Consider the following 23414-nt stretch of genomic DNA (forward strand, 5'->3'; position numbering starts at 1 on the left):
TTCATGTGGCCCGAGTGGGTTCATGACATTCGCGTGCAGATGCACCCGCCAGCGCGTCGGCCACGGCGTCAGTACCGCGATGGTCCAGGTTGTTGAGCAGGGTCGCGCGGGCGATCTCGATCAGCCAGGCGCGAAACGGAAAGCTCGGGTCATGGGCGGCCTGTTCCTGATAAAGCGTCCTGAAGGCCTGCTGAACGAGGCCGCCGGTGTCTTCACGACGAATCCGCCCGGCTTGCACCTGACCTTCGTAAAAGGCGATGAGCAACGGCGTCACCGTCGCGAACAGCTGTTGTGCTTCACTTCGGCCATGGCGGACGGCGCCCGCGACCAAGGCATACAGTTCGTCGTTGCCGAGCCGGTCTGACTCGCACAGGCAAGTGTGGCGATAACCTTCAGCCATGGTCGAATTCCTCGCAAAACCATCGTTCGACTGAGCGCGGCTGCCGAAAAGATTTGCAGGTGGCCCGGCGTTCAGCGGTGAGATTCAAGCCTGCCTTCACAGCCGAATGACTGCCAGTTATGCGTTGTTAGCGCTTGTTAGCGCCCGGAAACTGCGGTGACTATTGCGCTGGCCAGTCGGCATTTTGCGCGGGTTTTCGATGATCGGCGCCTGCCAGGAACAGAGGCTGGATTCCCGGCATTAATGACATCTCTGTCCCTTTGCCATCGTCTCGATCAGGTAGGAAACGTCCGATATTTATTTCGCAAATTTCCTACATTTTGTTTGCCTCCCTAACAAAAAACGTGGTTATTATCCGCCGGCGCTTCGGGTCACAAACCCGGCGCCAGAAGATTGCCGCGTGTCTACAGACCCGGCAGTCGCAGCCGATCGGGACCACCCTGGCGCTGTCATCCCCGCGCAGGTTGTTCCTCGTCGTTGACCCTCAAATGGAAGTCGAGGTTTCAATTGGTCACGCGGTTTGCAATCGACGATGCAATGAACGGGGCGACCCCTGTCGCCAATGATCCGGCCCACTTTCCATCTGCCTGCGCCGACCGCGCTGCGGTGTTCTTCTCCAGCCTGTCTCCCCCCGAGTTTCTGCGTGTGCCCGCGTTCAACGTGAGTCTGCACGCGCGCGCCGCGCCATCCTCCTGAATTCGAAAGACCGTGCCGGCACCTGATGCCGGGGCCTGACTGGCAGGAAGCGTGCTGACACCTGCCTGATCACAAAAATAATGTAGTCATGGACGGTAGCCTCCGATGTTCGACAACACTTCCTTGCGTGGGACGAATCCCGCGCAGCCCGACGTTTGCTCTTTGAAACCGTTCGATGCAGACCTGTGCGTGCACGGTCTGTTTGAAGCGCAGGTGCTGCGCAGCCCCGAGGCCATCGCTGCGCGCTGGCAGCAGGAGGCAATCAGTTACCGTGAACTGAACACCCGCGCCAACCGGCTGGCCCATCACCTGCGCAAGCTCGGGGTCGGGCCGGACGTGCGGGTCGGGCTGTGTCTGGAGCGTTCGCTGGAAATGTTGGTCGGCGTGCTCGCGGTGCTCAAGGCTGGCGGTGCCTATGTGCCGCTGGACCCGGCCTATCCGCAGGCGCGGCTGGCGCACATGCTGGCCGACAGCGCACCGCCGGTGGTGCTGACTCACGGCCAGGCAAGCAATGTTTTGCGGGCGGCGCTCGAACTGTCAGCGACTGCACCGACGGTGCTGGAGCTGGCCGACGCCCGTGATTGGGCTTCGCTCCCGGCAGACAACCTCGATCCTCACTCGATCGGCCTGACACCCCGTCACCTGGCTTACGTGATCTACACCTCCGGCTCCACCGGAACCCCGAAAGGCGTGATGGTCGAGCATCGCGGACTGGTCGCCGTGAGCGGCGACTGGGCCCGGCTCTATGGATTGGGCGAGCCGATCAAGCACCTGCAAATGGCCGGTTTTTCCTTCGATGTGTTCAGCGCGGACCTGATCCGTGCGCTGGGTTTTGGCGGTACGCTGGTGCTGTGCCCACGGGACACCCTGATGGACCCGCCGGCCCTGTATCGGCTGATCCGCGAGGCGCAGATTGGCTTTGCCGATTTCGTACCGGCGCTGCTCAATCCGCTGCTGGCGTGGGTCGAAGAGACCGGCCATGACTTGTCGTTCCTGCACACCGTGGTCTGCGGCTCCGACATCTGGACCGCCCACAGCGCACGACAATTACGCAGGCTGTGTGGTGAGCAGGTGCAGATCGTCCAGGCCTACGGCGTGACCGAAGCGAGCATCGACAGCACCTGTTTCGAGTTCACCGAAAACAACCAGATCGACGCGGTGCTGCCCATCGGCCGGGCACTGTCCAACACCCGGATTTACCTGCTCGATGCTGACGGTAAACCGGTTGCCGAGGGTGTCGCGGGCGAGTTGTACATCGGCGGCGTCGGCGTGGCGCGCGGTTATCTGAACCTGCCGCAACTGACCGCCGAGCGTTTCATTGACAGCCCGTTCTTGGCGGGCGAACGCCTTTACCGCACCGGGGATCTGGCGCGTTACCGGGCCGACGGCCAACTGGAATTCCTCGGTCGCAACGATGCCCAGGCCAAATTGCGCGGCCTGCGTCTGGAACTGGGGGAAATCGAAACCCGGCTGGCGGACATCCCGGGCGTGCGGGAAAGCGTGGTGTTGCTGCGCCAGGACAGTCCCGGTGAACCGCGATTGGTCGCCTACTACTGCGAAAAACCAGACTCAACGCTGAGCCCGCGCTTACTGCGCGAACAGCTGCAAATCAGCTTGCCGGACTACATGGTGCCGACCGCCTTCGTGCGTCTCGACGCCTTGCCGCTGACCGCCAACGGCAAGGTTGATCGGCCCGGTTTACCAGCGCCGGACGTCGAGGCATTCGATCAGCAGGAATACCAGGCTCCCCAAGGCTCGCTGGAAACCGCGCTCGCCGCGATCTGGTCGGACGTGCTCGGCATCGAGCGGGTCGGGCGTCAGGATCAGTTCTTCGCCCTTGGCGGTCACTCGCTGCTGGTGATGCGGGTGCTGGCGCAGGTTCGCCACACGCTGGGGCTGGAAGTGGCGCCTTCGACCCTGTTTGCCGCGCCGGTTCTGGCGGCGTTCGCCGAACGGCTGCAAGCCAGTCAGGCTGCGGCTCGCCCGGCCATCACGGCCCTTGAACGCTCGGGCGCGCAAACGTTGTCGTCTGCCCAGCAGCGCCTGTGGTTTCTGGCGCAAATGGAAGGTGGCAACGCGGCGTATCACATGCCGTTGAACCTGCGTTTGCGCGGTTCGCTGGACGTGGCGGCACTTGAACGCAGCTTCAATCAACTGGTGGCGCGCCATGCTGCGCTGCGCACCACCTTCATCGCCGTTGAAGGGGAAGGGCGCCAACTGGTTTCGCCGCCTGCGCACAGCATCCGGCTGACGGTGACTGACGTGCAGGGGCACGATGCGCAAGAACGTCTGGCCCGCTTGATCGACGAGGAAGGCGCGAGACCGTTCTACCTGAGCCGGGGCCCGCTGATGCGGGTCAGCTTGCTGCGGCTGGCGGCGGATGACCATGTGTTGCTGCTGACCCAGCATCACATCATCTCCGACGGCTGGTCGATGGGCGTGCTCACCCGCGAGCTGGGGCAGCTGTACGCAGCGGCGTTGCAGGATCGCGACGATCCGCTGCCGCCGCTGCCCGTGCAGTACGTGGATTACGCCGTGTGGCAAAAGCAATGGCTGTCCGGCGACGTGCTGGAGCAGCAAAGCCGTTACTGGCGTGAAACCCTCACGGGCGCGCCGGTATTGCTGGAGTTGCCGACCGATCACAAGCGTCCGCCCGTGCAGGATTACCTCGGTGGCTTTGTTCCATTGGTCTTCGACGAAGCGTTGACCGCGCGATTGAAAGCCCTGGGCATGCAGCAAGGCACCACGCTGTTCATGACTCTGCTGGCCGGGTTTTCATTGCTGTTGTCGCGTCTGTCCGGGCAAAGCGACGTGGTGATCGGCGTGCCATCGGCCAACCGTCCGCAACAGGAACTGGAAGGGCTGATCGGTTTCTTCGTCAATACGTTGGCTCTGCGGATGACTCGATCAGGTACGCCGTCGGTGGCGCAATGGCTGCAACAGGCGCGGCGAGTGGCGCTGGAGGCTCAGGAACACCAGGACCTGCCGTTCGAGCAAGTGGTGGAATTGCTCAACCCGCCGCGCAGCCTGGCCCACAGTCCGCTGTTCCAGGTGCTGTTTGCCTGGGAGCAGGATCAGGATTCCGATCTGCTGCTGACCGGGCTCGACGTTACGCCGGTCGAGAGCAGCCATCACGTGGCCAAGTTCGATCTGCAACTGGCGCTCAGTGAGCGCGACGGGCAGATCGTCGGTGGTCTGGAATATGCCTCGGGCCTGTTCGAGCGCGGCACTGTCGAGCAGTTCGGCGAGTACCTGCGTCGGGTGCTGACGCAGATGGTCGAGGACAGCCAGCAGTCGCTGGCGAGGATCAAGCTGCTGAGCGCCGAGCAACATCAGCAGATCGTTCATGACTGGAACCGCACCGCGCGGGATACCGCGTCGTTGCCCGGTTGCGTGGCGCGCTTCGAAACCCTTGCCCGGCAAACGCCCGATGCCGTGGCGCTGCTCGCCGACCGTGAGCAACTGAGTTATGGCGAACTGAATCGTGCCGCCAACCGCCTCGCGCATCACCTGATCGAACAAGGCGTCGGCCCCGAGCATCGCGTCGGTCTGTGCATGGAGCGCTCGCCGCACATGGTCATCGGCCTGCTGGCGATCCTCAAGGCCGGCGCGGCGTACGTGCCGTTCGACCCGGCTTACCCGAGCGAGCGTCTGGCGTTCATGTTCAGCGATGCGGCGCCGACCTTGCTGCTGACGCAATCGAGCCTGATGGCCGGGCTGCCGGCCAACGAGGCGAAAATCTGCTGCCTGGACACCGGCGCAGCGCAATGGGCACAGCACCCGACGGATGATCCGCAGGTCACGGTGAGCCCGGAAAACCTCGGCTATGTGCTCTACACCTCCGGCTCCACCGGACGCCCGAAAGGCGTGGCCCACAGCTGTCGCGCGCTGGACAACCTGATTGCCTGGCAACTCGATCAAGCCGCAGCACCGCAGCGTGTGCTGCAATTCGCCTCGCTGAACTTCGACGTCTCGTTCCAGGAAATCTGCAGCACCCTCTGCCAGGGCGGCAGCCTGTTGCTGATGACCGAAGACAGCCGCAAGGACCTCGCCGCACTGCGCCCGACCCTGGTGGCCGAAGGCGTGCAGCGGGCGTTCCTGCCGTTCGCCGTATTGCAGCAACTCGCCGGCCTGACCGAGGCCGATGCGCCGATGCCGGCCGGCGGTTGCGAGATCATCACCGCCGGTGAAGCCCTGCAAATCAATGACGAACTGCGCGGTTTTGTCCGTGGGCTCGGCGGTGCGCAGTTGCATAACCAGTACGGGCCGACCGAAACCCATGTGGTCAGCCAGTTCAGCCTCGACTGCAACGACGCCGAGTCCTGGCCGGACGCGCCGCCCATTGGCCGTCCCATCGCCAATGCGCGGCTGTACGTGCTGGACGAGCATCTGAATCCGGTGCCGGTCGGCGTGGCGGGTGAGTTGTACATCGCCGGCGCCTGCCTGGCCCGTGGCTATCTGAATCGTCCGGACCTGACCGCCGAGCGCTTCCTGCCGGACCCGTTCAGCGCCGAGCCGGGCGCGCGGATGTACCGCAGCGGCGACCTCGCGAAATTCCTGGCCGACGGCAACGTGCAGTACCTGGGACGCATCGACCAACAGGTGAAACTGCGCGGCTTTCGCATCGAACTCGGTGAGATCGACAGCCTGTTGCATCAGCAACCCGGGGTTCAGGAAGCCGCCGTGTTGCTGCGTGAAGACGTGGCCGGGGACAAGCGCCTCGTGGCCTATGTGGTCGGCACCGCGACCAGCGAATCCCTGCGCGCCGAACTGCAACGCCAGTTGCCCGAACACATGATCCCGAGTGCCTGGGTCCGGCTCTCGCAACTGCCGCTGACCCGTAACGGCAAGCTCGACCGCCAGGCGCTGCCGGCACCGGAACGCAGCGCTGGCGCGACTTACGAAGCGCCGCGCAACGACATTGAACGGCAAATGGCCGAGATCTGGGCTGAAGTGCTCAAGTGCGAACGGGTCGGCATCCACGACAACTTCTTCGACCTCGGCGGCCACTCGCTGCTGGCGACGCGGATGATCTACGCGATCAACCAGCGCATGGGCGCGCAACTGTCCCTGAGCAGCCTGTTCCAGACCCCGGTGTTGCGGGATCTGGCGGCGCAGGTCTCGCGTGAAGAACAGAGCGTTGAACCGGCATTCCTCCAGATCGAGCCGGATCGCGGCAATCGACATGAACCGTTCCCTCTGACCGATATCCAGCAAGCCTACTGGTTCGGTCGCGAGGCCACGGTCAGCCTCGGCGGCGTCAGCGCTCACGGCTACGAAGAACTGCGCATTCCCGAATTCGACGCCGAGCGTTTCGAACAGGCCTTGAATCGCATGATCCAGCGCCACGACATGCTGCGCGTGGTGTTCCTCAGCGACGGCACGCAACAGGTGCTGGCGCAGGTACCGACCTATCGCATGCCCCGCAGCGACCTGCGCGGCTTGCCCGTCGAAGTGGCGCAACGCACGCTGGAAGCGACCCGCGAACGCCAGTCCCATCAGGTGCTGGACGCCAGTCGCTGGCCGCTGTTCGAGTTCAGCCTGTCGCTGCTCGATGACGGCATTACCCATTTGCACATCAGCCTCGACGCGCTGATCGTCGACGCCGCGAGCACGCAGATTCTCGCCCGCGAACTGATGGCGTTCTACGTCAATCCGAACCTGGAGCTGACAGAGCCAGGCCTGACTTTTCGCGACTATGTGCTGGCCGAACAGCAGTTGCGCAATGGCCGCCGCTACGAGCAGGCGCTGGGCTACTGGCGTGAGCGGGTGACCACGCTGGCCCCGGCGCCAGATCTGCCGCTGGTACGCCAACCCGAAAGCATTGCCAACCCGCACTTCACCCGCCGCGACCGCGACATGTCGGCCGCGCAGTGGGCGCAGCTCAAAGCCGTGGCCAAGCAGTTTGCGGTGACGCCGTCGGTGATGCTGCTGACCGCGTTCAGCGAAGTGCTGGCGCTGTGGAGCCGCACCCCGCGTTTCACCCTGAGCCTGCCGCTGTTCAACCGCATGCCGCTACACCCGGATGTCGACGAGATCATCGGCGACTTCACCTCACTGGTACTGCTGGAAGTCGGCATCGACGGAACACAAACCTTCACCGACAAGGCCCGCGCAGTGCAGGCGCAACTGTGGCGCGACATCGATCATTCGGTGGTCAGCGGTGTGCGGGTGCTGCGCGAATTGTCCCAGGCCCGGGGCGTGCAGCAGACCGCGATGCCGATCGTGTTCAACAGCACGCTGTCGGAAGCGGCGCCGGAACTGGCCGAGTTCAACCTGGCCGACGCGTTGAACGCCAAACACATGCACAGCATCACCCAGACCCCGCAAGTGTGGCTCGACCACACGTTGCTGGAGCTCGAAGGACGCCTGTTGTTCAACTGGGACAGCATCGACGAGCTGTTCCCGCAAGGCATGATCGAGCAGATGTTCGTCGCCTATAACACGCTGCTCGACAGCCTTTGCGAACCGGCAGCCTGGGGCGCGAACACGCCACAACTGCTGCCGCAGGCACGCTTGCCGGCACCGGTCGACCATCAGCAAACGCTGCCATTGATGCACGAACTGTTCGAACGTCAGGCCCTTGCCACACCGGACGCACTGGCGGTGATCGGCACGCGACAGCTGACGTACGCCCAATTGCGCAACGAGGCCCGGCAACTCGGCGCCCGATTGCAAACACAGGGCGTGCTGCCGAACCGCTTGGTCGCGGTGGTGATGGAGCGCGGCTGGGAACAAGTGGTCGCAACGCTGGCGATTCTGTATGCCGGCGGCGCTTACCTGCCGATCGAGCCGACGCAACCGGCGGAACGGCTGCGGCATATTCTGGAGCGGGCCGAGGCGAGCCTGGTCCTGACCCAACCGGCGCTGCTCGACAGGATCGAATGGCCGGCGCAGGTCACGGCCATCGCGGTCACCGATGAAGTCTCGAACGATGAACTGCCACTGCAACCGGTGCAGGTGAACGAAAGTGACCTCGCTTACGTGATCTACACCTCCGGCTCCACCGGTCAGCCGAAAGGCGTGGTGATCGACCATCGCGGTGCGGTCAACACCTTGCTCGACATCAACCGGCGCTTTGCTGTCGGCCCGAACGACCGCGTATTGGCGATCTCGTCGCTGAGCTTCGACCTGTCGGTCTATGACTTCTTCGGCACGTTGGCGGTGGGCGCGACGGTGGTCATCCTCGAACCGCAACTGTCACTCGATCCGGCGCACTGGCTCGAATTGATCAAGCGTCACCAGGTCAGCCTGTGGAACTCGGTGCCGGCGCTGCTCGGCATGCTGGTCGAGTACGTGGAGGGCGAGGGCGGCGCGTTACCTGCCAGCCTGCGGGTGGCGATGCTGTCCGGCGACTGGATTCCCCTGACCTTGCCCGAGCGGGCCTGGGCCTTGCAGCCGGATTTGCAACTGATCAGCCTGGGCGGTGCCACCGAAGCGTCGATCTGGTCGATCTACTACCCGGTGCAACAGGTCGATCCGGCCTGGCGCAGCATTCCCTACGGCAAGGCCCTCGATCATCAGCGCTTCTACGTGCTGGATGAAGCGCTGCAAGTGCGCCCGACCTGGGTCGCGGGGCAGCTGTACATCGGCGGCATCGGTCTGGCGAAAGGTTACTGGCGCGATGAAAAACTCAGCGCGGGCAGTTTCTTCAATCATCCACTGACCGGCGAACGGCTGTATCGCACCGGCGACCTGGGCCGTTTACTGCCCGACGGCAACATCGAATTCCTCGGTCGCGAAGACAATCAGGTCAAGGTCCAGGGCTATCGCATCGAGCTGGGCGAGATCGAAGCCGCGCTCAATCGCCATCCCGGTGTGCAGAGCGCGGTGGTGCGGATTCTTGGCAGCACGCTGGGCGAGAAGCGTCTGGCGGGTTACGTGCTCAAGGCCGATCCGGCGTTGCAGGCCAGTGATTTCAGCGCCTACCTGAGCGACAAGCTGCCGGCCTACATGATTCCGCCGTCGTTCACCTTTGTTGAAGCCTGGCCGTTGTCGTCCAACGGCAAGGTCGACAAGAAACGCCTGCCGGAGCCTGAGCAAGTCGAGGAGCAAGGGCCGGCGCTGGAAGTCGACGGCCCGCAGGAACAGCGGCTGGTGGAAATCGTGCAGGGCGTGCTCAAGCGCGAATCGATTGCCGCCAACGCCAACCTGCTGAACCTCGGCGCAACGTCGATCGATATCGTCCGGATCAGCAACGCGTTGTCCGGCGCGTTGCAGTTCCGCCCGCACGTGGCACAACTGCTGGCCCAGCCGACGTTGCTGCATCTGCTTGGCATGTACCGCCAGAACCGGGCGCGTCAGGAATTGCTCGGCAACGTGCAGCAGGCTCCGGAGCCCGTGCAGGACATCATCGAGGATCCACAGCAGCGAGCGCAGTTCAAAGCCGAACAGCGCGGGCGCCGTGACTTCGCTCAAGCCTTGCCGGCAGTGGCACTGGATCTGCCGCAAGACCCGGCCTTCGCCCGGCGTTTGAGCGATTACCGCTCGGTGCGTCAATACGATCGGCAACCGATCGCCACCCAGGCCTTCGCGCACGTACTGGCAGCGCTGGCCCAGGGGCAACTCGACGGCGAAGTGAAATACCAGTTCCCGTCGGCGGGTGGCCTTTACCCGATTCAGGCGTACCTCTACGTCAAGCCGGATCGCGTGCTCGGCGTGCCCGGCGGCGCGTATTACTACGATCCCCGCCAGCATCGTTTGCTGGCGCTCCAGAGCGGAGCGCTCGACCCGGACGCCTACGACTATTTCGTCAACCGACCGGTGTACGAGAACGCCGCGTTCTCGCTGTTCTTCATCGCCGACATGGCCGCGATCCGTCCGTTGTACGGCGAGCGCAGCCGCGACTTCTGCCACATCGAAAGCGGGGCGATGGCCCAGTTGCTGAGCATGACCGCCGTCGAGCACGGCCTGGGCCTGTGCGGTATCGGCTCGGTCGAGGAGCAGCAACTGACGACGCTGTTCGACCTGGGGCCAAGCCATGAATTGATTTATTCGATGATCGGCGGGCTGCGCACAGCCGATGAACAACACCGCGCGTCGGTCGAGGCGTTTGCCATCGAGCCTGTGCCCGCCAGCCTGGACGACGAAGACATGGAGGAGTTCGAAGTATGAATGCCGATCAATTGCTGGCGTTGTTCGCTCGCCATGGCGTGGTGCTCGAAGTGGACGGTGACAGGCTGCGCTGCAAGGCGCCGCGCGGGTTTCTCACCGAAGAACTGACCCAGGCGCTCAAGCGTCACAAACAGGAACTGATCGCCTTGCTCGGCGGGCACGATGACGCGGTAATTCCGCGCCGTGCTGGCGCGCACGGGTCCTGGCCGTTGTCATTCTCGCAGCGGCAACTGTGGTTTCTCGATCAACTGGAACCCGGCAACCCGTTCTACAACGTGCCCACGGCGATAACGCTGAAAGGGCCGTTGAACGTCGCGCAGCTGGAACGAGCGCTGAACCAACTGGTGGCCCGCCACGAAGTCCTGCGCACGACGTTTTGCAGCGTGGACGGTGAACCGCGTCAGGTGGTGCATTCGTCGATGCCGCTGTCGTTGTCGGTGACGGATCTGCGCCATTTGCCTGCCGACGAGCGTGAGCAGCAGGTGCGATTCGCCGTCGAACAGGACGCACGGGCGCCATTCGATCTGGCCACCGGCCCATTGTTGCGGGCATCGTTACTGCGCGTGGCCGACGACGAATACCTGTGGCTGTACAGCGTGCACCACATCATCGCCGACGGCTGGTCGATGGGCGTGATCCTGCACGAAGTCGCGACGCTGTACGGCGATTATCTGCGTGGTGAAACCCCGACGCTTGCGCCGTTGCCGGTGCAATACGCCGACTACGCCTGCTGGCAGCAGCGCATCGGCGGTGCGGCGCTGGACGCTCAGCTCGATTACTGGCGTCGCACCCTGGACAGCGCGCCGTTGTTGTCGACCTTGCCCGCCGACCGGCCGCGACCGTTGGTGCAGCGTTATGTCGGCGCCACGTTCAGTTCTTCCGTCGATGGCGGCACCTTGCGTGAACTCACGGCGCTGGCCCGGCAAACTCAGGGCACGCTGTTCAACGTACTGCTCGGCGCTTTGGCGGTGCTGCTGTGGCGCCACAGCGGTCAGCAGGATCTGTGCATCGGCACACCGTTCGCCAACCGTAATCGTCCGGAAGTCGAGCCGCTGATCGGCCATTTCGTCAACACCCTGGTGCTGCGTCAGCGCCTGAATCCGCAGCAAACCTTCGCCGAGCTGCTGCGCGAGGTGCGGGGCCAGATGCTCGACGTCCACGCCCACCAGGACGTGCCATTCGACCGCGTGGTCGAGGCCGTCAACCCGCAGCGAGACCCCGGTCATTCGCCGTTGTTCCAGGTGATGCTGGTGCTGCAGAACACACCGGGCAACGCGGTGCAGATGCCCGGTCTGGAACTGGCGCCGTACGGCACCAGCAGTGCCACGGCCAAGTTCGATCTGGCGTTCGAATGGGTCGAGCGGGCAGGGCGGCTGGACCTGCTGGTGGAATACAACACCGACCTCTACGACGTTGCGACCATCCAACGCCTGAGCGGGCACTACCGCCACCTGCTCGAACAGATCGCCGCCGACGCCAAGCAACCGATCAATGCCTTGCCGTTGATGAACGAGGCCGAGCGTCAGCAGGTGCTGGTCGACTTCAACCGCGCCACACCGCTGACGCAAGCGGCGCCCTGCGTGCATCAACTGGTCGAAGCGCAGGCTGCGGGCAACCCTCAGGCCTGCGCGGTAGTGTTCGAGGGCGAATCCCTGAGCTACGCCGAGCTCAATGCCCGGGCCAATCGGCTGGCGCGGCATTTGCGCACGTTGGGCGTCGGCCCGGACGTGCGCGTGGCGGTGTGCATCGAGCGCTCGCTGGAATTGCCGGTGGCGCTGCTGGCGGTGCTCAAGGCCGGCGGCGCCTACGTGCCGCTGGATCCGGACTATCCGCTGGGACGCCTGAGTCATATGCTCGGCGACAGCACACCGGCGGTGCTGCTGACCCTTGGCTCGGCGCACGCAATCTTGCGTCAGGCCGTGCAAGGGTCGAACTGGGAAGCGCCAATCCTCGACCTCGAAAAGGACGCCGCGAGCTGGGCGTCGCTGCCGGCGGACAATCTTGATCCGCGCAATGTCGGCGTTACCCCTGACCATCTCGCCTATGTCATCTACACCTCCGGCACCACCGGCTTGCCCAAGGGCGCAATGGTCGCGCATCGTGGCTTGAGCAATCTGCTGCTGTGGTGTTTGCAGGTCTGCGGCGAGGCGGGGGCGATGTTGCACAAGATCCCGTTCGGTTTCGATGCTTCTGCGTGGGAGACCTTCTGGCCGCTGGCAACCGGCGGGCGGCTGGTGATCGCTCGGCCCGGCGGCCATTACGAACCGGCGTACCTGGCACGCGAGGTGCGCGAGCAGCAGGTCACGGCGCTGGTGTTCGTGCCAGCGATGTTGCAGCTGTTCCTGGAGGTCGACGAGGTCAGCCAGTGTGTGTCGCTGACCGATGTGTTCAGCGGCGGCGGTGAACTGCCGCCGGCTCTGGCCCGGCGCTTCCAGGAGCGTCTGCCCCGTGCGCGGCTGCACAACGTCTACGGCCCGACCGAAACCACGGTGATCAACAGCATCTGGACCCTGGAGCCCGGCGCCGTGGTGCCGGCCCGGCAATTGCCGATCGGCCGGCCGATTGCCAACAACCGTTTTTACGTGCTCGATGATCGCGACCAGCCGGTACCGGTGGGCGTGACCGGGCATCTGCACATTGGCGGCGTCGGTGTGGCCCGTGGTTATCTGGGGCTGGCGCAGCTCAGTGCCGAGCGCTTTATCGACAATCCGTTCGTGACAGGTGATCGGCTCTATCGCAGCGGCGATCTGGCGCGCTACCGCCCGGACGGTCAGCTGGAGTTTCTCGGTCGCAACGATTTTCAGGTCAAGTTGCGCGGCGTGCGCCTGGAACTGGGCGAAATCGAAGCCCGGCTCGAAGCGTTTCCCGGCATCCGCAGCGCCGTGGTGTTGATGGTCGGCGAAGCGGCACAGGATCAGCGGCTGGTGGCCTGCTGTGTGGTGGCCGAACCCGTTGACGAAGCAGCGGTGCACGCCCATCTGGCGACAACCCTGCCCAGAGCGGTGATCCCCGGCAGCTATCTGTGGCTAGACGCGCTGCCGCTGACTGCCAACGGCAAGGTCGATCGCACTGCGCTGACGGCATTGGCGGACGAGGAATTGGTCAATCGTCAGGTCAACCTGAGCAGCCCGCGCGATCACATCGAACTGGCGCTGTACCAGATCTGGAAAAGCCTGTTGCTGGCGCCGCAGATCGGCATTCGCGACAACTTCTTCAACGTCGGCGGCACCTCCATTGCTGCTATCAAAATGGCCCATGAGATCAGCCAGCAGTTTGCAGTCGAAGTGCCGGTGCGCGTGGTGCTCAGTTACCCGACCATCGAAGCGCTGGGCGGCTGGCTGCGGGTCGGGGCCAATCCGGCGCTGGCCCAGAGCAACCTGATCGAATTCCGTCGCGGCAGCGGCCAGCACAACGTGGTGTGCATTCACCCGGCGGGCGGTACGGCGTTCTGTTATCTGTCGTTGGCCAAGGTGCTGCCGGATGAAGCCGGCGTGTACGGGGTGCAATCGCCGGGACTGAATCCGGGGGAGAGCACCGAGCCGACGGTCGAAGCGATGGCCGAGGCTTACTTGCGCCAGATCGAGCCACTGACGCAGCAACCGCTGATCCTCACCGGGCTGTCGTTCGGTGGTCTGGTGGCCTATGAAATGGCGCGGCGGTTGACGGCGGCCGGGCATCGTCAGGTGACGGTGGTGCTGCTCGACACCCAGGGCAGTGACGATCCGGGTTTCCGCGAGCAGATCGGCACCGTGGACATGGCCGAGTTCCGCGACAAGCTGGTGCGTTTCAACGGCATGTACCCCGGCATCGAAGACGCCCAGGTCGAACGCTACTTCAACATCTACAACCACAACCGTTTGGCCATGGCCGCCTATGACTGCGCGCCGCGCGCCGGTCGCGTGGTGCTGATCCAGGCCCGGGAAGATTTCAGCCGCCATCAGTTGCATGAACTGCGTGGCTTCTGGCGGCGCCGCGCAGGCCACGGCTATCTGGCGAAACTGGTCAGCGGCGGGCACTGGGACATGCTCGAAAGCGCGGAAATCCATCGGGTCTCGCAAATCATCCGTCGGGAGCTGCAACGCTTCGACGCGCAGGAGGCGAAATGATGAGTGCGTCCAAAGACATGCCGTTGCTCGCACGTTTTGCCGAGCAAGTGGCGCGTAATCCGCAAGCCCCGGCGGTGATCGATCAATCGGTCACGCTGACTTACGCGCAACTGGCCAGCGCCAGCGAACGCATCGCCCGAGGGTTGCTGGCGCGTGGCGTCGAGCCCGGTCAGTCGCTGGCGTTGTGCATGCCGCGCTGCTGGCAGTGGCTGGCGGCGATTATCGGCGTGTTGAAGGTCGGCGCGGTGGTGGTGCCGCTGGATCGGGCCAGCCCGCGCCAACGTCGGGAATTGATGTTGGCGGATGCGGCGTGTGTCGGCCTGATTACCCTGGATGAAGAAGCGCTGTGGTCGCCTTCACTGTGGCAAATCAGCGTCGAGGCCTTGCTCGATCAGCCGGACGCTCCAGCGCAAACGCTGGCCGAAAATTTTGCCGAGGTGATGTTCCTCTTCTACACCTCGGGCACCACCGGCACGCCGAAAGCGGTCGAGGTGGGCGAGCGCGGCTTGCTGCGGCTGGCGCACACCAACGGCTATATCGAGATTCGTCCGGCGGACCGGTTTGCCTGCCTGTCCAACCCGGCGTTCGATGCGTGCAGTTTCGAACTGTGGGCGCCGCTGCTCAACGGCGGTTGCTGCGTGATGATCGCCGATGAGGACGTGCTGGATGCGCGGCGTCTGGCCGAGGTGCTGGAGCGGACCCAGGTCGACAATCTGTTCATGACGGTATCGCTGTTCAACACTTTGATTGCCGAGTGGCCCTCGTGCTTTTCCAGCGTGCGTCAGGTGCTGATCGGCGGTGAGCAGATCAGCGCTGCCGCCGTGCGCGGATGGTATCGGGCCAATCCTGAGAGCCGCTGCCGGATTTTCAATGTTTACGGCCCCACCGAGTGCACCACGTTTGCCCTGTGCTGGCCGATCAGCCGCGACTTTGCCGCTGACTCGGCGCCCATTGGCCGACCGTTGCCGGACACTGGCGTGTTGGTGCTGGATGAGCAGCAACGGCCGGTACCGGCAGGCGAGGTCGGCGAGCTGTATTTGAGTGGCAGCGGTGTCGCCCGTGGCTATCGCAACCGGCCCGAAGAAACCGCCCGCCAGTTCGTCCGTTTACCCGACCTCGACGGTGGCGCGCAGGTGCATTACCGCACCGGCGATCTGGTGCGGCGCAATGCCGAAGGCTTGATCGAGTACCTGGGGCGCGTCGACCGGCAGGTGAAAATTCGTGGTTTCCGGATCGAGCCGGGGGAGGTGGAGCAACGGATGCTGGAGTATCCGGGCGTGGCGCAGGTGTTCGTCTGTACCCGGCGCCAGGCGGCTGAAGATCATCAGCTGCTGGCGTTCATCGTGCCTCGCGGGGATCTGGACTATCTCGCCTTCGAAAACCATCTGCGAGCACAACTGGCGCCGTATATGCGGCCGCATCAGTTGTTCCTGCTGGAGCGCCTGCCGCTGACGGCCAATGGCAAGATCGACCGCGACGGGTTGCTGGCGCAGGGGTTGAGTCCGTGGCATCCAGTCCTGGCGGTTACGGATAACGAAAGCGTTTCGCCGGCGCTGGAATGGTTGTTGAGTCAGGCCCGTTCCCTGCTCGGCCAACCGGCCCTGAGTGCGCAGGATGACTGGCTGGGCAGTGGCGGCGATTCGCTCAAGGCCATGCGCCTGCGTTCGGCAATTCGTGTCCGTTGGCAGCGCGAGATCGCCATCGATACGTTGCTCAACGAGCCTTTCTCGTCATTGGCCGCACAACTGACCGGTGAGACGAACGGCGAGTCGATTTACCCACCCGCGCCTCCGATCAGCAGCGCCAGACGCCTGCCGGCCACCGCCGAACAGCGACGGCTGTGGCTGTTGCAACAACGTTCGCCGACCTCGACCGCCTACAGCGTGCCGTTGATTCTGTATCTGGCGGCAGGTGTCGAAGTTGCCGCACTGGCCGAGGCTTTGGGGCGTCTGGTGCAGCGTCATCCGGGATTGCGCACTGCATTCGCGGCGGGTGCCGACGGACTCGATCAAGTAATCGCCGAGCAGGGTTCGACCTGTCGCACCTTCGCGGTCGGGCATTTCACCGAGGACAACTGGCAGGCCTTCGCCGAGCTGGTGTTCGCCGCGCCGTTCGACCTGACGACGCCGAACCTGTTTCAGGCCTGGCTGTTGCCGTTTGCCGACGGCAGCTGCCGGCTGTTGCTGAACCTGCATCACATCATCGTCGATGGCTGGTCGGTGAACCTGTTGTTCGACGATCTGGCGCAGCTTTACACCGATGTCCTGCAAGGCGACGACAGTCCGCAGCGCGCCACCCGATTGACGACGCTGGAGTTTGGCCAGTGGCAGCGCCAGTGGAGCGTCGATCCGCATTACCGCGACCAGCGCCGCGCACTCGCCGAGTTGCATCGCCGTCAAGAAGAACCGTCGCCTGCATTGATGCCAATGCGCGAAATCAGCCCGGACGCCCGGTTGCACCGCGAGTCCTTGGGCACAGTGCGCAGCGCCGCCCTCGAACGCTTTTGCACGCAACAACGGCTGACCCGCTTCGAAGTGCTGTTCAGTGTCTTCGCCTGGAGCCTGTACGCCCTGACCGGGAGCGACCGGCCACGGATCGCCAGCCCGGTGTCCAACCGGCCGCTGGCGGAGTTCGAAGACACCGTTGGCATGTTTGCCAACACCGTGCTGATCCCCACCGTCGTTGAAAACGCATTGCCCCTGAGCGAGCAATTGCGCAAACAGACTGCCACCGTGCGTGAAGTGCTGGCGTTGCAGGACGTGGCGCTGGCGGATCTGGTGGAAGACCTGCGGCTGTCGTCGAGCCCGTTGCTGTTCGATTTCATGTTCGTGCTGGAAAACACCGATTACGCGGCGCTGACCGATTCCAGTCTGCGCGCCACGCTGGAGTTCAACGAGCAGTTGCACGCCAAGTGCCCGCTGACGTTGTTGATGGTGGGCAGCGGTTCGCAGCTGGAATGCTGGTGGGAATATCAGTGCAGCTATTTCGATGCCGAACAGATGCGGGCGTTGAACGCGCTGTTCCGCCGGGGTCTGGATCTGTTGCTGGAAAACCCGACGGCCAATCTCAACGATTTGCTCGGTCCGTATCGACGCAGCCTGCCACCGGCAAGCGAAGGTCCGCAGGTTGTGCTGCCGTTCAACACACTGGCGGACGGGTTCGAGCATCAAGTGCTTTGCACGCCGGAGGCGGTCGCGCTGGTTCAAGGCCAGCAGCGCCTCAGCTACAGCGAACTGAATACGCGGGCCGATGCTCTGGCGGCAAATCTGATCGAGCGCCATCCGTTGCCGACCGGGAACGCGCCGCTGCATGTTGTGCTGTTCCTCGATGCCTCGGTAGAACACATCGTCGCCTTGCTGGCGCTGGCCAAACTCAACCTGACCGCCGTGCCGCTGGACCCTGCTTACCCGGTGGCGATCCAGCGTCAGGTGCTGGAGCAGGCGCAGCCGCTGTGTGTGCTGTTCAGCGACGCGACCAAGGCTGCACTGGATGACCTGAACGCCGGACGATTCGCCACGCATCGGGTTGATCTGCGCGCCGATGCCGGAACGTTCGAACGTCCACACCACGCCGGCGAACGGCCGTTGTACACGCTGTTCACTTCCGGATCGACCGGCACGCCCAAAGGTGTGCAAGTGTCGGAACGCACCCTGTGCAACCTGCTGCAATGGCAGCGCACCGAAGGGCAGTTGCCGGCAAAAGCGGTGACCCTGCAGTTCTCGATGCTGTCGTTCGATGTGTCGTTTCAGGAGATTTTCAGCACCCTGTGCGGCGGCGGTTGCTATCACCTGATTACGCCGCGCTGGCGTCAGGATGCCGAGGCGTTGCTGGATTACATGGTCGAGGCGCGGATCGAGCGCCTGTTCCTGCCGTACGTGGCCTTGCAGCATCTGGCGCAAACCGCCGTGACCAGGGGCATTTACCCGTCGGCGTTGCGCGAGGTGATCACGGCCGGCGAGCAACTGCTTTGCACCGAAGCGCTGCGCAACTGGTTCGGCGGCATGCCGCAGGCCTCGTTGTTCAACCACTACGGCCCGACGGAAACCCACGTGGTCAGCGCCCTGCGTCTGCCGCCCGTGGCGCGGGACTGGCCGTTACGCGCGCCGATCGGCCATGCCGTGGGCAATGCGCGGTTGCTGCTGGTCGATGAGCACGACCGCCCGGTACCGATCGGCAGTCGTGGCTATCTGCTGGTGGCCGGGCCGATGGTTGCCCGTTGCTATCTGGCTGATCCTGCGCTGAACGCCGCGCGGTTTGTCGAGCTGGCGGACGGCTGTTTGTACTACCGCACCGGCGATCTGGCGTGGGCCGATGCCCAGGGCTGCCTGCATTATCTGGGGCGTGACGATCAGCAGATCAAACTCAGCGGCCATCGGCTGGAGCTGGGGCAGATCGAGGCGGCGCTGATGCAGGTGCCGGAAGTGGTCAACGCGGTGGTGGCGGTGCAGGCCGATCCACCTCGGTTGATCGCCTGGCTGCAACTCGAAGGCGAACCTCCAACGTCGCAAGCGCTGGATCGTCAGGTCGCGCGGCGGCTGCCGGCCCATGTGCGAATCGATGAATACCGACGGATCAACCGCTGGCCACGCACCCCCAGCGGCAAGATCGACCGCAAGGCTTTGCCGAATCTGGGCGAGGCTTTGGAGCGGCGCAGCACGCCAGCAACGGCTGTTCAATTGAGCGCACTGGAACGGCAACTCAGCGAGTTGTTCCAGGCCGTGATCGGCCGTGACATCGAGCCGGAACAGACCTTCTTCGAGGCCGGCGCCACCAGCCTCGGCCTCATGCGTTTGCATGGCCGTTACGCCGAAGAGCTGCCGCACAAGTTGACAATGGCCGACCTGTTCGAACACGTCACGGTACGGCGTCTGGCGGCGCATCTGTCGACGGCGCCGGTCGCAGCCGTGGAGCGTGTCCGGCAAACCGATGCAGGTCACCAGCCGATGGCGATCATCGGCATGTCGGTGAATGTGGCCGGAGCGCAGAACCTGTCCGAGTTCTGGGCGATGGTGCAAGGCAATGGGTTGGGCATCGAGCACTTTGCCGCCGAAGAGGGCTTGGTCGGCGCCCGCAGTCAACTGGCGGGCATGCTCGATTTCGATCCCGAGTACTTCGGCATCAGCCGCCAGGAAGCGCGGCTGATGGACCCGCAACAGCGGCATCTGCTGATGGCCTGCGTGCAGGCTCTGCAACACGCGGCCATCGTTCCGTCGGCGGAGGGCCCGCGCATCGGTCTGATCGCCAGTTGCGGCGAAACCACGTACTTCCAGCAAATGCTGCGCGAAACCGCCGACGACGATTTGCCGGACGGCTTCCAACTGGCGCTGCATCACGACAAGGATTTTCTGGCGACCAAAGCCGCGTATCACCTGGACCTCAACGGCCCGGCCCTGAGCGTGCAGGCCGCTTGCGGCAGCTCGCTGATCGCCGTGCACCTGGCCAGTTCGATGCTGCGTCAGGGCGACAGCGACGTGATGCTCGCGGCCGGGGTGCTGATCGATCCGACTCTGACCGAGGGCTATCGGCACCGCTCGCAGCACATCTTCTCTGCCGATGGTCTGTGTCGTCCATTCAGCGACGACGCCAGCGGCACCCTCGGTGCCAGTGGCTACGGGGTGGTGGTGCTCAAACCGCTGGCCAAGGCGCGGGCCGATGGTGACCGGATCTATGCGTTGGTCGAAGGTTCGGCGTTGAACAACGATGGCCGGGCCAAGATGAGTTACACCGCGCCGTCGGTGGCCGGGCAGAGCGCAGTCATCCGTGATGCTTTGAGCCGGGCCGGGTTGACCGGTGCCGACATCGGCTACATCGAGGCCCACGGCACCGGCACCTTGCTCGGCGATCCGATCGAAGTCGCGGCGTTGACCAAGGCTTTCGGTGACGCACCTGCCGGCCATTGCGCACTGGCTTCGGTAAAAAGCCAGATCGGTCATCTGGGCGCGGCGGCGGGGGTGGTCGGGCTGATTCGTGCCAGTCTCGCGGTGTTCCATGGCGTGCTGCCGCCGAACCTCGGTTTTGGCCGGATCAACCCGCAGATCGATCTGCAGCATTCGCCGTTCTACGTGCCGACCACGTCCCGGCCATGGCCGCAAGGGCGGCGGCGACTGGCCGGTGTCAGCAGTTTCGGGATTGGCGGAACCAATGCGCATGTCATCGTTGGTGCTGCGCCCACGGCGCAGGAGGGGGACGAGGAAACGCTGCCACTGCTGATGATTTCGGCTCACAGCCGAGCGGAGTTGCTGCGCGATATCGCGGTAATTCGCGAATATCTGCAAACCAATCCGGAACAGCACACCGCATTGCTGCGGTACTTGCAGTCAGGTCGCCGGCAGTTGCGCTGGCGCTTCGCGATGATCTGCCGGTCGGGTGACGACATTCCGTTGCAGCCGACAGCGATCAAGGAAGTCGGGGTCTCAAGCGCGCAGTTGATCGCCCGTGATCAATCGCCGCAGGATTTGCTGGACGCCTGGTACGAAGGCGTGAATATCCAGTGGCCGCAACGCTCGGCACCGCCGCCGTGGGATTTGCCGCCGTCATCGTTCGAACTTCAGACCTATCGTTTCCAGACCCCTGTGGCTGCTGAACCTGAAGCGCCAGCCCTTGCGCGACAACCGCTGGCGGACTGGTTTCACCAACGACAATGGGTGCGCACCCGGCGCCTGAGCGCGACAGCGACGGCGCAATCCCGTGAGGTGCTGATTCTGTGCAGCCATGAAACGCCGGAATCGACGTTGCTGACGAGCTTGAACGCCGTGTACCGACGCGTGATTCAGGTGCGCGCCGGTAATGGCTTCAAGCGCTTGAGCCCGGACCGTTTCGAACTTGATCCGCTGGACACTGAAGCCCTGAACCGTTTGCTCGCCGAAGTTGCAGAACCCGACCTTGGCGAACTCGACTGGCTGCATGCCTTGCCGCTGGCGGTGTCGGGCGAGGTCAATGAGCAATCGCTGGATCTGGCGCAGTGGGCCTGTCTGGATACGGTCAGTGCATTGATGCAGGCCTGGGGGCAGACCCCGCGCATGACACGGCTGCGGTTGTGGTTGATGTCGTGGCAGGCGTGCCCGGTAGACGGCGAAGTTCAGCGCCCCGAACTGGCAGCGCTGGCCGGCATCACCGAAGTGGTGCCGCAGGAATACCCGGTGCGTTGTCACTGGCTGGACTGGCCATCGTCGCGCCTCGAAATGCGCGCCGGCGAGTTGGCAGCGTTGCTTGCCAATCCGGCCTCACTGCCTCGGCGAATGGCGGTGCGCGACGGATACCTGTGGCAGCCACGCTTGCTGCCTCAGCCATTGACCGGCCCAGCAACGCCATCAGGGCTTCTGCCGGAAGACGGTACGTTCCTGGTGCTGGGCGGCAGCGGCGGCATCGGCCGGACCTTGTGCCAACACCTGTTGCAGGCACCTGCACGCCGGGTGGTGCTGATCTCGCGTCAGGGGCAATTGCCCGCGTCGCTGGCGGCGTACGCGTCGCGGATCGACTGCATCAAAGCGGACATCGCCGACCTGCCGCGCTGGCCGCAGATCCTCGATCAACTGGCCGTGCGTTACGGTCGCCTTAGCGGCGTGATTCATGCGGCGGGCGTCGGAGCGGGCAGCTTGATTCGCCACCGCGATGCCCGGCAAATGGCCGAGGCGATGGCCGCCAAGACTCGCGGCATGCTGGCAGTCGAAGCCTTGATCGAGCACCTGACGCCGGGTTTTGTCCTGTACTGCTCGTCGATGTCGGCACTGTTCGGCGGTGCGGGGCACCTGGACTACGCGGCGGCCAGCGGGGTACTCGATGGCTTCACCCACTATCGCCCGAGCCCGGCCGACACCTGCCTGCGCCTGGGAATCAACTGGGACATCTGGCGCGACATCGGCATGGCCACCACCAGCAACGGCGGCGACGCCGCGCACCTGGAGCATTTGACGGTTGGCCTGTCGGCGGAAGAGGGCTGTCGGGTGTTCGATCTGGCGATGGCGACGCAGTTGCCGCAGCTGTTGATTTCCACCACCGGCATCGAAACGGCGCGGCGGTTTTATCCGGTTCGCCATGGTGCCGTGGCCGCAACGGTAGAGGCGCCGAAGGGCCTGGATCTGTCGGCGCGCTTGCGTGAGTGCCTGTGCAAGTGGCTCGGTGTGGCCGAGCTGGAAGGTGACGACTCGCTGTACGACCTGGGCGCGGATTCGCTGACACTGCTCGACCTGATCGACGAACTGCAAGCGGCCACCGGTGAGGTGTTCCAGCTGTCGCAATTCAGCCACAAGGTCAGCCTGAACGAGGTGCTGGGGCTGGTATCGATCGCCACTGTTGAAGACACGCCCAGCGCTGCGCCGCTCGGCTGGCACGACGCGGTGCGGATCGATCAATGGCATGCCGGTGCCGGCCGCGACTGGCTGTACCTGATCCACCCGGTGGGCGGCGATGTTCAGGCCTATCGGGAACTGGTCTCGGCGCTGCCGGCGGAACTGGGCGTGTGCGTGATCGCCGACCCGGCGCTGCGCCTGCCGCAGTTGCCGAACATCAGCGTGGAGGAACGTGCACGCTGGTATCTGGCGGCGATCAAGGAGCATCTTCCGCACGGCAGCACTTGGCGCCTTGCAGGGTGGTCCTTCGGAGCATGGGTGGCGCAAGCACTGTGTCATCAGGCCCAGGCTGAGGGCTTCAGGCAACCGTTGTTGTACCTGATCGACCCGCCCGCGCCGGATGCCGGTGCGGAACTGGCCGGCATTGATGAGCAGACCATCGAGCAGGTGTTCCAGCGCGAGTTTGCCCAGCGCTGGCCGGCGGTCGAAGGGAAGGGCATGGGCGAAGAACGCCAAGCGTATCTGCAGCGGCTGACGGTGTGCTGCCGCAACAACATGACCAGCATGATCGACTTCCAGCCGCCAGCATTGGCGACCACAGTGGTGCGGCTGTTCAGCGCCGGGCACGCCAATCCTTACGGGCTGGGCAACGCATGGAACCCGGACGACCTGCAACGCAACTGGCAGGCCTTGCTGCCGCAGTTGCGCAGTTGGCAAACCCTGGACACCGATCACTACGGCATCGTGGCGGGCGGCTGGGCGCGGTTGCTGGCCGAAGTCATCGGTACGGATGAGCCATCGCCATGAGTG

4 protein-coding genes are annotated in these 23414 nt (G+C 64.3%); 3 read left to right on the forward strand and 1 reads right to left on the reverse strand.

Translation table 11 applies throughout. The features are described 5' to 3' along the window. Position 1: 1 nt before the first annotated feature. Positions 2-400, reverse strand: coding sequence for a hypothetical protein (locus ACODTD_RS00205; protein WP_011333691.1), 399 nt, complete (start codon positions 398-400; stop codon positions 2-4). An 801-nt stretch (positions 401-1201) separates the two neighbouring features. Here ACODTD_RS00205 and ACODTD_RS00210 point away from each other — a divergent pair. Genes ACODTD_RS00210 through ACODTD_RS00220 form a run of 3 tightly spaced genes read left to right on the forward strand, consistent with a single transcriptional unit; the run spans position 1202 to position 23411 of the window. Then, a complete protein-coding gene (locus ACODTD_RS00210) occupies positions 1202-10210 on the forward strand; it encodes a non-ribosomal peptide synthetase (RefSeq protein WP_489104270.1) in 9009 nt (3002 codons plus the stop codon). Then, entirely contained in the window at positions 10207-14316 is a 4110-nt protein-coding gene (locus tag ACODTD_RS00215; RefSeq protein WP_489104271.1) for a non-ribosomal peptide synthetase, read from the forward strand. The genes ACODTD_RS00210 and ACODTD_RS00215 overlap by 4 nt, the downstream gene beginning before the upstream one ends. Then, a complete protein-coding gene (locus ACODTD_RS00220; protein WP_489104272.1) occupies positions 14316-23411 on the forward strand; it encodes a hybrid non-ribosomal peptide synthetase/type I polyketide synthase in 9096 nt (3031 codons plus the stop codon). The genes ACODTD_RS00215 and ACODTD_RS00220 overlap by 1 nt, the downstream gene beginning before the upstream one ends. The last annotated feature ends 3 nt before the right edge of the window (positions 23412-23414 follow it).

The sequence above is a fragment of the Pseudomonas sp. FG35 genome, assembly GCF_057809295.1.

Excerpts from the sequence above, each read along its gene's own strand:
- ACODTD_RS00220 (WP_489104272.1), top strand. The coding sequence starts at position 14,316 with ATGAGTGCGTCCAAAGACATGCCGTTGCTCGCACGTTTTGCCGAGCAA.
- ACODTD_RS00215 (WP_489104271.1), top strand. The coding sequence starts at position 10,207 with ATGAATGCCGATCAATTGCTGGCGTTGTTCGCTCGCCATGGCGTGGTG.
- ACODTD_RS00205 (WP_011333691.1), bottom strand. The coding sequence starts at position 400 with ATGGCTGAAGGTTATCGCCACACTTGCCTGTGCGAGTCAGACCGGCTC.
- ACODTD_RS00210 (WP_489104270.1), top strand. The coding sequence starts at position 1,202 with ATGTTCGACAACACTTCCTTGCGTGGGACGAATCCCGCGCAGCCCGAC.